The 12,707-nt window shown below is 57.1% G+C and carries 2 protein-coding genes; both read left to right on the forward strand.

Annotation, left to right across the window (positions count from 1 at the left end; genetic code table 11):
* Positions 1-28: 28 nt before the first annotated feature.
* Positions 29-12,400 (forward strand): two-partner secretion domain-containing protein, encoded by a 12,372-nt coding sequence (locus BFP99_RS32840; protein ID WP_065947608.1) that lies wholly within the window; start codon positions 29-31, stop codon positions 12,398-12,400.
* Positions 12,375-12,665 (forward strand): hypothetical protein, encoded by a 291-nt coding sequence (locus BFP99_RS32845; protein WP_141690781.1) that lies wholly within the window; start codon positions 12,375-12,377, stop codon positions 12,663-12,665. The genes BFP99_RS32840 and BFP99_RS32845 overlap by 26 nt, the downstream gene beginning before the upstream one ends.
* The last annotated feature ends 42 nt before the right edge of the window (positions 12,666-12,707 follow it).

Consider the following 12,707-nt stretch of genomic DNA (forward strand, 5'->3'; position numbering starts at 1 on the left):
TACCGCCCCCTGGGCATCGAGACATGACATGGACGTTCGTCAGTTCGCCTTTCTTGCGCGCCAACCTTCTGCGGCCTTGAAACCGCGCTCCACTTTCCTGGGACTGCCCAAGCGTGGCTTGGCGTTGATTCTGGCCAACGCGATGTTCTGGCAGCCGTTGCTGGCGCAGGCGGATGGGATAGTGGTGAGCGCACCGGGCACAACGCTGGGCCAGGCGGGTAACGGCGTACCCATCGTCAATATCGCGGCGCCCAATGGCAGCGGGTTGTCCCATAACCAGTTCCAGGATTACAACGTCGGCCAGCAGGGCGTCATCCTCAACAACGCCACCAGCCGCACCCAATCGACCCAGTTGGGCGGGATCATCCTCGGTAACCAGAACCTCAACGGTACAGCAGCCAGCGTGATCCTCAATGAGGTCAACGGCGGCAGTCCGAGTCAGTTGCGCGGGTACACCGAAGTGGCGGGGCAATCGGCCCACGTGATCGTGGCCAACCCGTATGGCATCACCTGCAATGGCTGCGGTTTTATCAATACCCCGCAAGCCACGTTGACCACCGGCAAAGCAGTGATCGAGAACGGCCAGGTCAGCCGCTATCAAGTCGATCAAGGCAGTGTCGCCATTGACGGCACCGGCCTGAATGCCAGCAACGTCGACCAGTTCGAAATCATCACCCGCGCCACCACCATTAACGCGCAGATCCAGGCAAAAAAACTTACCATTGTCGCGGGTCGCAACGATGTGGACGCACGCACCTTGAACGCCACGGCGCGTGCATCGGACGGCAGCAAGGCGCCGGATCTGGCGATTGATTCGTCGGCGCTGGGCGGTATGTACGTAGGTGCGGTCAAGCTGGTGGGCACCGAGGCGGGTGTGGGGGTGAAACTGTCCGGGGACATGGTCGCCGGCGGTGACATCCAGATTGATGCCGCAGGCAATGTGGTCATGGGCCAGACCTCGGCCGCCGCGGCCGTTAACGTGAAAGCTCAGAGTGTCGACGCGAAAGGCGCGGTCTACGCCGGTACCGAACTGTCGGTGAAAACCCAAGGCGCACTGACCAACCAACAAACCCTCGCTGCCAAGGACAGCATCATCTTGGACGCCGGTGGCCGGCTGACCAACAACGGGATTATCGAAGCGGGCGTCAACGCGGATAACAGCCGCAACAGCCAAGGTGATGTGCACTTAAAAGCACAAGCCATCGACAACACTGGCAAGACCGTAATTGCCAGTCGTGACCTCAGCGTCAACACCGGCGAACTCACAAACCAGGGCGGCACGTTGAGTGCCCAACGCAATGCGCAACTGACCGCGACAAACGTGGACAACCAGAACCAGGGCCGGATCCTCAGCGCGAGCAATCTTGAGATAAAGGCCGATCAACTGCTCAACAGCCAAAACGGTCTGGTCACCAGCACGGGAAACTTGACGGCAGGCATCGGGCGACTGATCAACCGCAATGGCGAGGTGTCGAGCCAGGCACAGGTCACCTTGCAACTGGCCTCTTTGGATAACGTGGCTGGACTGGTGTCGGCGGGGCAGTCGTTAAGCTTGAATGCCACGGGCCTGATCAATAACCAGGGTGGTCTTATTGCCGGGCGCCAGGCTGTTCATGTTACTACCGGCTCGCTCAACAACAGCCAGAGGGGGGCGCTCACCAGCCAGGGCAACCTGGACCTGGAAGCGGGCGGGGTGGATAACAGCGCCACCGGCCAGATCGCCAGCGCTCAAGCTATCACGGCCAACCTGCACAACCTTGATCAGCATGACGGCGGCCAGCTCGTCAGTACCACAGGTTTAACCCTGGACCTTAACCATGGCCACCTCGACAACCGTAGCGGCTTGATCAACACCGGCGGTCAACTGACTCTGAATAACCTCAATGCCGTTGATAACCGGCAAGGCGAAATTTCCAGTACGCAATCATTTGTCCTGGCTGCCAGCAGCCTCGACAACGGCTCCGGCAAGGTGCTCAGTGATCAAGCGTTAAGCCTCAAAATCGACCTGGCGTTGGTCAACCTTAAAGGTGTTATTTCTGCCGCCGGGCTCACCACCCAGGCGGCCCGTCTGGATAACAGCAGCGGCGTGTTCAGCAGCTCCAAGGACTTGGCACTGACCCTCGGTGCCGACCTGCTCAATGACGATGGTGAAGTGTCCAGTAGCGGTGCCAGCGTGGTCAACGCAATGACGTTGAGTAACCGCCATGGCGGCAAGGTAATGGGGGATATCAGCCTCGACCTGACCACCACCGGCGTACTCTTCAACCAGGGTGGTACCTTGGGCAGCGGCCAACGTTTGAACGTCACGTCGGCCAGCTTGGATAACAGCCAGTCCGGTAGCCTGGTGAGCGATGGTGGCTTGACGGTGAAGGTCAATGGACTACTGGACAACCAAGCCAAGGGTACAGTACTGGCCAAAGGCGTGATGGATATTCAGGCGGGCAGCGTGGACAACCGCACAGGCCGCCTGTCCGGGCAAAACCTGCTGACTCTGCGCAGTGCCAGCCTGGATAACCGTGGTGGTGCGGTACGTGCCAATCAGAATCTGGACCTGCACATTGGCCAGATAGACAACCGTGAAGGCGTACTCAACAGCAAGCAGGCGTTGGCAATCGCCGGGCAATCGCTGAGTAACCAGGGCGGTCTTGCCAGCGCCATAGGCCCGGTTCGCCTGACCCTGGACAACGTCAATAATACCAAGGGCCGCATCGCCAGCCAGGAAGATCTGGAGGCCACCGTAGGTGTATTGAACCAGCAGGGCGGCCAGTTGGTCGCCCAGGGCAACCTGAACCTCAAGGCCGACACCCTGGATAACCGCGATAAGGGCCTGGTAGCTGCTACAAAAGCGCTGAAGCTCAACGTCAGCAACCTCGACAACCGCGTCGGGGAAATTTCCAGCCAGCAAAACATTGACCTCCGTGGTCAGCGCCTGGACAACAGTGGCGGCAAGCTGCTGGCCGGGACTGCGTTGGAGCTGGCGATGGACGAGGTGATCAACCAGGCGAAAGGTCTGGTCTTCGCCCAGAACACCCGCTTCACTGGCGCTCGCTTGGATAACACTGAAGGCACCTTCGGCGCCAAGCATTCTTTGGCGGTGCAACTGTCGGCGGGCCTGGACAACACCCGCGGCAAACTCACCAGTGAAGGTTCGATGGACCTGACTGTTCAGCGCCTCGATAACACTGGCGGCAGCCTCTCCGGAGCCGGCCCGCTGACCCTCAGTAGCGCCACGGACGTGCTCAATACAGGCGGGACCCTCGAGAGTGCACAGGGCCTCAAGCTGACCAGCGCTAGCCTCGATAACACCAACGGTCTGCTCAAAAGCCAGGGCGCCACAACCATCACTACCGGCGGGTTCACAAACGGCTTTGGCGCGCGCGTCACCAGTGCCGACAGCCTCGACCTCACGGCCACCCAAGTCACCAACAGCGGGCATATCGGCAGCGTCGGCAGCCTGAACGCCAACTTCACCGGCCTGACTCAACGGGGCGGCGCCGAGCTGGTGAGCACCACGCAACTGACTCTCGACCTGCACAACGGCGAACTGGTCAACGCAGGCGTGATCAACGCTCCCCTTCTGGCGCTGAAAAACCTTGCCAGTATCGATAACCAGAACGGCGAAATCTCCAGCCAGAACGCTTTCACCTTGGCCGCGAAAAAACTCGACAACAGCCACGGCAAACTTATCAGCAACCAAGCGCTGACCTTGCGCGTTGACCAGGCGCTGACCAACGTCAAAGGCCATATCAACGCCGTTGGCCTCGACGCCCGCAGCACCCGCTTGAACAACACTGACGGCCTGCTCAGTGGCCGGGGTGATGTAACCATCAGCGCCACCGAACTGTTGGATAACCAACGCGGCAGCGTGATTGCCGACGGCGCCCTGCTGCTGACCGGCGCCGCCCTGGATAACCGTCATGGCGAGATCGCCGGCAAGGCCCAGGTTACGGCTATCACCGCGAGCATCGACAACCAGAACGGCAAGCTGATCAGCACCGAAGGCCTGCACCTGCGCGGCGCCAGCCTGGATAACCGTAATGGTCTGGTAGGCGCCACAAAAGCGCTGAAACTCGACGTAGATATGATCGACAACCGCGCCGGTGAGCTGACCGGCAACGCCGACGTCGCCGTCACCGGCCAGCAATTGAACAACAGTGACAAGGGCGTGGTGTATGCGGAAGGCGGCCTGAGCCTTACGGTTGATCAGATCATCAACCGCACACTGGGTGTAATGAGCGGCCAGCGCCTGACCCTGACCGGCACGTCGCTGGACAACAACGGTGGCAAGCTGCTCAGCCAACAACCGTTGATGTTGGAACTGGCAGGCGACCTGGACAACAGCCAAGGTGTGCTGGGCAGTGAAGATACGCTGAGTATCAAGGCGCGCAGCCTCAATAACAGCGAGGGCAGCCTTTCCAGTGCCCAAGGCCTGAACGTCGCCGTCACCGAAAATCTGAATAACCACAGTGGTAAATTAGTCACCGATGGCAACCTGACGCTGCGCAGTGCCAACATCGGTAACGAACAGGGCACTATCAGCGGCAAGGGCCCGGTCTCAGTCACCACAGGCGTGCTGAATAACCAGGGAGGTCGCCTCAACAGCGGCGACACCTTGACGCTGACTACCGGCCAGTTGAACAACGGCGGCAACATCGGCGGCGAGCAGGGCGTGACCTCCAGCGTCACCGGGCTGGACCAGCAAGGGGGCAAGCTGTTCAGCAACGCCGGCTTGAGCCTGGACCTGAACAACGGCGTATTGAATAACACAGGCGGCTTGCTCAACGCCAAGGGCCCGTTGTTGCTCAACAACCTCAACACCGTCACCAACCAGCACGGCGAAATCTCCAGCGGCCAAGCCTTCACCCTGGCCGCGCAAAGCCTGGATAACAGCAACGGCAAACTGCTCAGCAACCAAGGGCTGACCCTGCGCGTCAACCAGGCGCTGAGCAACATCAAAGGCCTGATCGGCGCAGCCAGCCTTGATGCTCGCGCGGCGGCCTTGGACAACCGTGGCGGCACCTTGAGTAGCCGCAGTGACCTGCAGTTGACGAGTGATGGACTGCTGATGAACACCGAGCAGGGTTTGATCAGCGCGGCGCAAACGCTGACCGTACAAAGTGCTGATTTGAATAACCAGAATGGCAACGTGCTGGGCGCTGCTGTCACTCTCAACTCCATGGCCCTGGATAACACTGTGGGCGGCCTGATCAACAGCAAAGGCAGCCTGAGCCTGACCGCTGCCAGCCTCAATACCGGCAGCGGTGGTGAGGTTTCAGCTAAAGGTGCGCTGGGCATCGACGTCAATGCCCTGGCAGTGGCGGGCGGTCGTATTGTCGGCGAGCAGGGCGTGACCATTGACCTTAACAACAGCGACCTGGATAACCGTAACGGCCTGCTCCTTGCCGACGGCCCGCTGACCCTGAAAAACCTGCGTGACCTCAACAACCAGGGCGGTGAAATCTCCAGCCAGCAAAGCTTTTCGATGGCGGCGCGCACCCTGGACAACAGCGCCGGCAAGCTGATCAGCAGCCAGGCGCTAACGCTCAATGCAGGTAACCTGCTTAACGCAGCGAATGGCTTGATGTCCGGCTGGCAAGGCTTGAAAGTCGGTGGTGAGAGCCTCGACAACAGTAATCATGGAACGCTGTCCAGCCGCAACGGTGCTGTGGATGTGCGCCTGACGGGGGCGTTGCTCAACAACGCGGAGGGCGCACTGGTCAGCCAGGGCCGGCTGGACGTCAGTGCGGCCAGCCTGGATAACCGGGACAAGGGGGTTCTCTCCAGCGTAGCGGGGCAGAGCCTGACTGTCTCCGGGCTACTGAGCAATGCCAACGGCGGCCTGATTGACAGCGGCGCCGCCCTGGATGTGCAAGCGACCACGCTGGCTAACATCTCCGGCACGATCAACGCCCAGCAAGCCCTGTCCATCACCGGCACGGACCTGACCAACAACGGCGGCATCCTGGTCAGCAACGGCCGGTTGACCCTTGACCTGCTTGGCAACCTCAACAACGGTGGCGGCAAACTCGCCAGCGTTGGTCCGTTGCTGCTGCAACGAGCAAACCAAGTCTACAACGACGCAGACGGTCAGATCGCCAGCCAAGGTCTGCTGACGCTGTTTGCCGGCGGGCTGAACAACAGCGAGCGCGGCACCATCGCCGGTAAGGAAGGGGTGGCAATCACCACCAGCGGCGTGCTGCAAAACCAGGCCGATGGGCTGATCTACAGCCAGACCGCTGATGTGCAGTTGAACGCTTCCAGCCTGAACAACGCCAAGGGCAGGGTGCAAGGCCAGAACGGCCTGAATGTGGACATCACTGGCGACATCGACAATCAGGGCGGCAAACTGCTGGCGCAAACCGGCGACACTTACCTGAAAGCCAACACGCTGGATAACCGTGGCGGTACCTTGGCCAGCCTCAAGGGGTTGCTGGATGCCAAAGTGACCGGCGTTCTGCGTAACGGCTATGACCAGAGCAACCTGGGCGGCATCGCCCAAGGCCAACGCCTGAACCTGACCGCTGCAAGCCTCGACAATCAGGGTGGCCGCATCGCCGCACTGGCGGGCGACACCGTGGTCAACGCCGACTACTTCGCCAACGCTAACGGCGCCGCGTTCGCCACAGGGTTGTTGCGTTTCTCAGGCCTGAACCTGGACAACAGCGCCGGGCAAATGGCCGGCGGCGCGATCGACCTGGGCGTGGGCGGCGTACTGGTCAACCGTTCGGGTGTGATTGAAAGCGATACAACACTGAGCGTGGCTGCCGACAGCGTCGACAACCAGGGCGGCAAGCTGCGCGCCCTGGGACGCGAAGGCAAGACTCTGTTCGAGATCGGCAATCTGTTTGATAACCGCAATGGCGTGGTAGAAACCGCCAACACCGACCTGACCCTGGCGGCGAACAACTTCCAGAACAGCGGCGGCCAATTGTTGCATGTGGGCGAGGGTGACTTTGATATTTCCTTGCCCAACGTCATCGGTGCAGGCGGCAGCATCGTCACCCGTGGTGGCCTGACACTTAACGCCGACACCTGGACCAACAGCAGCGTGATCCAGGCCGGGCGCCTGAACGTTAACGTCAATAACTTCACCCAAACGCAAACCGGCCAACTGCTGGCGTCTACGCGCCTGGAAGGCAAGGGCGGGAACTGGACGAACAACGGGGTGATTGCCAGTGACGGCAGCCTGGCGTTGCAATTGACCGGCAATTACCAGGGGGATGGACGGGTTAGCAGCGTTGGGGCGCTGGACGTATTGGCGGCGCAGATGACTCTTAACGAGCCGGCAAGCATGGCCGGTGGCGGGCTGACCAACGTGACGGTGGCCAGGCAGTTGACCAACCGGGGGCGCTTGACTTCCAACAGTGGCATGACGATCAACGCCGGCGGAGTCAGTAACTTGGGCACTTTGGCGAGCGCACAGAATTTACTGATCAATGCGCAGACCCTGACCAACGAGCGGATTCGGGCCAATGAGGGTTCGCTGTTGCTCAGCGGTGGCGACATGAAGTTGCAGGTGGGGACGTTGACCAACACCTACAGCGATGTTTACAGCCTCGGCGGGGTCGAGGTGGGTGGATATAACGGTGTTGAGCGTGCAGCGCGGGTGGATAACCTGTCTGGGCGGATTGAGTCGACGGGGGATATGTCGCTTAAGGCAGCGGTTGTGGCGAATAAGATGGAGAGTTTCAGTGTCAAGGCCACGAACGCGGTGTCTGCCTCGATTGGGGTGAGGTGCCTTGACTGTAGCTATGTCGGACAGAATGGTGTTTTCACCTCTCATCTCGTCTGGCAGCAAAACTTTAATGTCGAGGCCACGGGTGAGCAGGTGGCGGCCAGTCTCGTGTCGGGCAAAAAGCTGAGTGTGCAGGGCGACAAGTTCGAGAACTTTAACTCCACTGTTTCCGCTGTCAGCGATATCAATATTGCAGTCAATGATTTTAACAACACAGCCAGTGCACTGGGGGGGTATCAGAGTCTCAAGTATATAACGATGCGCCCCAGCGTGGATCTTTGGGCGAGGATATTTAACTACAACGCGAAAAACGACCCAACGTATAACCGGAGTATTCATTTCTGGAACGCGGCAGAACAGGAAAGCAGCGTTGGACTTAAGCAGCCCAGCGATCGTGGTCAAGCTATTGCAACCTATTCATTGAATTTCGGGCCAAAGGGAGGGGTGGGTGCGCAAGTGCCTAAAGCTAACTTCATACCAGGCGTCACTGTTCAGGCACCGGCAGAAATCCTCAACGCCACACCGTTCGCCGAAAAAATAATTGCTTCTCCAGGGGCCAGTTTTGTACCTGCCGTTATTCAAGCCGGCGGTAATGTGTCCATCAATGCGGCCAACAAAATCACCAACGGTGTCGAGCGTTCCTTTAGTACAACCGTTGCCGGATCATCTCGCGACATCAATACCCAGGTTTCAGGTACTGGCAACTCCACGATCATCAACCTCAATCGCCAACTGCCTCCGGATCTAGCTCAGCAGAAAGTCGACCCATTGACGCTACCGGGGTTCAGCCTGCCCAGCGGCAAAAACGGCCTGTTCCGCTTGAGCGAGCAGGGCGCGAGCACCCAGCAGGCGGGGCAGGCTCGTCCTGAAGCGCAAAGTTGGACCATGGGCGCAGCTGACATCGGCTTGGCTCAGCGCCAACAAGCCATGCCTGAAAAACAAGGGCGTGCGATCCAATTCGACGATGCAGGCCTCATCACGGCGAGCACTCCTCAAGTGACTGTCGCCGCCCGCGAGGCGAGTAACATCAACGTAGATCGCACGACTCACGTAGACGATAGTCAGCATGATGTTACAGCCCCCGACCTAAGCATTCCTGGTGTTACTCCGCTGGCCACCGTCGTGGGTGTGGCATCGGTAGGTCAGCCTGTTGGCAGGGAAGCTTCGTTAGTCAGTCGTCAGACTGTTACACGCGTGGAAGGCCTACCTTCAAGCAAGGCGACCTCCCAGCCACATAAATACTTGGTCGAAACCAACCCGATACTCACCGACCTCAAGCAATTCATGAGTTCTGACTACCTACTGGCCGGTCTTGGCTATAACCCGGACGAAAGCGCCAAGCGTTTGGGAGATGGCCTTTATGAACAGCGCCTGATCCAGCAAGCGATCGTTGAACGCACCGGCCAGCGTTTTATTGATGGTCAAACCTCTGATGAGGCGGTGTTTCGCTATCTGATGGACAACGCCATCCGTAGCAAGCAGAGCTTGGATCTGTCGGTAGGGGTGTCGCTGACCAATCAGCAAGTCGCCGCGCTGACCCACGATATCGTTTGGCTTGAAGAACACGTAGTCAACGGCGAAAAAGTGCTGGTACCAGTGCTTTACCTAGCCCAGGCCGACGGTCGCCTGGCGCCCAATGGCGCGCTGATTGCGGGCCAGGATGTGAACTTGATCGCCGGGAAAGACCTGGAAAACGCTGGAACATTGCGCGCAAGCAATAACCTGTCGGCAGTTGCGGGCAACGACTTGATCAACAGAGGCTTGATCGAGGCTGGCAATCGTCTGGACCTACTGGCCGGCAACAATATCATCAACAAGTCCGGCGGCATTATTGCCGGGCGCGATGTATCGATGGCCGCGGTCAACGGCGACGTGATCAACGAGCGCACCGTGACCGGGGCGGGTTACAACATCGGCTTCTCCAAACACACCGATTACATCGACAGCGCAGCCCGCATCGAAGCTGCCAACGACCTGAGCCTCAGTGCCGGCCGTGACGTCACCAGTGAAGGTGGTGTACTGCAAAGCGGCAATGACACCGCCATCGTTGCAGGGCGCGACGTCAATCTGATTGCTGCGCAACAGCACGACACGATGAATGGGGGCAAGCGTAATCGCTCCGAGGAAATTACCCAGAGTGGTTCAAGTGTTGAGACCGGGCGTGACCTGAAAGTGACTGCGGGGCGTGACTTCACTGCGATTGCCAGTGAAATTGAGGCCAAGCGCGACGTATCGATGAGCGCGGGCGGCGATATCTATTTGGCCTCAGGCGCTGATGAGCAGCACTCCTATTCCAAGACATCCAGCACCAAGCGCCAAGAAGACCACGTCAGCCAGATATCTACGAGCATAACCGCCGGCCGCGATGTGACGTTGAGTGCGGGTAAAGATCTGGCGTTGATTGCCAGTCGTATCAGTGCGGGTGATGAAGCCTACCTCGTCGCGGCGAAGAACCTCGGACTGCTTTCAGCTGAGGACCGCGATTATTCGCTGTACGACATGAAAAGAGGAGGAGGGTTCGGCTCAGGGAAAACTCAGCGTGATGAGTTGATGAAAGTCAGCAATATAGGCAGTCAAATCAAGACCGGGGGCGATCTCACGATTCAGAGTCAGGGTGATCAGACATATCAGGTCGCCAGATTGGAAAGTGGGGAAGACTTGACGATTGTCAGTGGTGGCAGTGTCAGCTTCGAAGGGATGAAGGATCTTCATCAAGAAAGTCACGAAAAAAGCAAAAGCAGTTTCGCCTGGAACAAGATGAGCGGTGCAGGTAACACCGATGAGACCTTTAAGCAGACTCAGATGTCTGCCAAAGGCAGCATTGTGATTAAGGCCGTTGACGGGCTGAACATTGACATAAAACACGTCAATCAGCAGACGGTCAGCCAAGCTATAGATGCAATGGTCAAGGCAGATCCGCAACTGGCTTGGTTAAAAGAAGCCGAGAAGCGTGGTGACGTGGACTGGCGCAAGGTCCAGGAAATTCACGAGAGCTTCAAATACAACAACTCAAGTTTGGGAGGTGGTGCAGCCCTAGTAATCGCTATCATCGTCACCTATTTTACTTGGGGATTGGGGGCCGAACTTGTAGGCGTTGCAGCTACTTCCACTACAGGCCTCGCTGCGAGCGCTGTGTACACAGGAGTTGCTGTAAAAACAGCAACGAGCGCCATCAATAACAAAGGAAACTTGGGAGATATTGCTAAGGATGTAACCTCTTCTGACAGCCTGAAAGGCTACGCGATCGCAGGACTAAGTGGCCCTATAGCAAAGCTTTTTGGTGTGACTGGAGCATTCACCGCAGCAGATTTAGGGAGACAACTCGCTGTCAATTCTGCGCTTAAAACCGTCGTGAATGGCGGCAGTTTTACTGAAAATATTGGCCAAGCCGCCCTTGATCTGAGTGCGAGTCTTCTATCCGGAATGATTTATGAGCAGGTGGGTGCGAAGCTGGTTGGTTCAGAGCTTTCCACTAAAGTAGCGGTACACGCGATCGTTGGGGGACTGATCGCGGAGGCTGCGGGTGGAGATTTCGCCTCTGGTGCTATTGCAGCAGGCGCTAACAAAGCGCTGGTGCAAGCATTTGGGGACGACTTGTTCCCAGGTGCGGCCCACGAACGGCTCTTGGCTATGACTTCTCAATTGATCGGAATGACGGTTGCGGCAGGTTTGGGAGGGAGTGCAAAAGACCAGGAGGTTGCAGGCTGGGTAGCGCAGCAGGGCACAGTTTACAATTATTTAGAGCACAGCCAGCAGGAAGCTTTGGCTAAACAAATCGATGCGACCTGTAAAGGGAAAGTTCCCTGCATTCTTGAAAAGCTTGATGAATGGAAACCGTTGGCAGACAAGCAAAATCTCTTTACGCCTGCTGAGCAAGCGCAGTACGACCAAGCTCAACAAATCCTTACCAATAAGCTATTGGAAAATTGTCAGACAGATTTTTGTAACATCTATACTCTGATCAACATGAAACAGGCGGGTCTTAAGTGCGGTGATATCTCGTGTCTACGGGAGTCGGCATGGACGGCTCAGAAAGAGCAATATATTCGACAAGGGCAGTGGGGTAAGCTAATTTTAGAGGCCGTAGGTGATGGTGGAGCCATAGCAGGCGCACTGGCCCCCGTTCTTACAGGTGGGTCGAAAGTTTTATCTGGGGCAGGTAACGCTGTTGATGACGCAGCAGCAATTGCGAAAGGCAGCGGCAGTAATTTAGGTCCAAAAGAAATACAGGCTGGGGCTGGTGGGACTTGGAATGTTTTGGACGAGATTGCTAGCCCTAACGTGGTAAAACAATCCACTCCTACAGCTTGCGGTGCTGCCTGTGGTGAGATGCTGTTAAAGGATCGAGGTGTTCTTACTTCTCAGGTTGACCTTGGAACCGAGCTTACTTCCATGAACTCCTTGGCGAGAAAATTGAATACAGTTGATTCTGGTTGGGTTGGGAATGCAGTCGATGTATCTAGCTTCAATGCACTCAATAAAACTGGCTCTTGGAGTGCAATGATGTGGGATTCTGGAAATAAAGTAGGGCACTGGGTCGTGGTTGATGGAGTGGATGACGTTGGCAGGGTGTTGATTAAAGATCCTTTTAATGGTACGCAGTACAAAATGGGCGTTGAAGAGTTTAAGGATGTGTGGAATGGTCATTCCGTCTATAAACAGTAAGGTTTTTGTTCAGTCAATTGTTTACTCAGATATTACCTCTGAGATAATTTATGTCTTTTCGAATGATGGAGTTGAAAGTGAGTATTCTGGAAGGCTGCACGATAATTTAGGTATAAAAGGAATAGAGTATAGTGACGAACTGGAGACTTTCTTGATGTTACTTATGTCAATAGATTCGCGCGTATCAAAGAAGTTGCATGCCCTATCTTGGGATTATGTTGAAGGAAAAATTTTAAATTTTCCAGTGGTTTTGATTTCGCCGTAATTAGTTGGTGCAAAAGCGATGGGAGAATTAGCTAGTTCTGGT

Origin of the sequence: Pseudomonas sp. 1 R 17, assembly GCF_900067035.1 — a bacterium.
Classification (GTDB): domain Bacteria; phylum Pseudomonadota; class Gammaproteobacteria; order Pseudomonadales; family Pseudomonadaceae; genus Aquipseudomonas; species Aquipseudomonas marginalis.

Bases quoted from the DNA above. Each gene is read 5' to 3' on its own strand.
- BFP99_RS32845 (WP_141690781.1), top strand. From the start codon at position 12,375: ATGGTCATTCCGTCTATAAACAGTAAGGTTTTTGTTCAGTCAATTGTT.
- BFP99_RS32840 (WP_065947608.1), top strand. From the start codon at position 29: ATGGACGTTCGTCAGTTCGCCTTTCTTGCGCGCCAACCTTCTGCGGCC.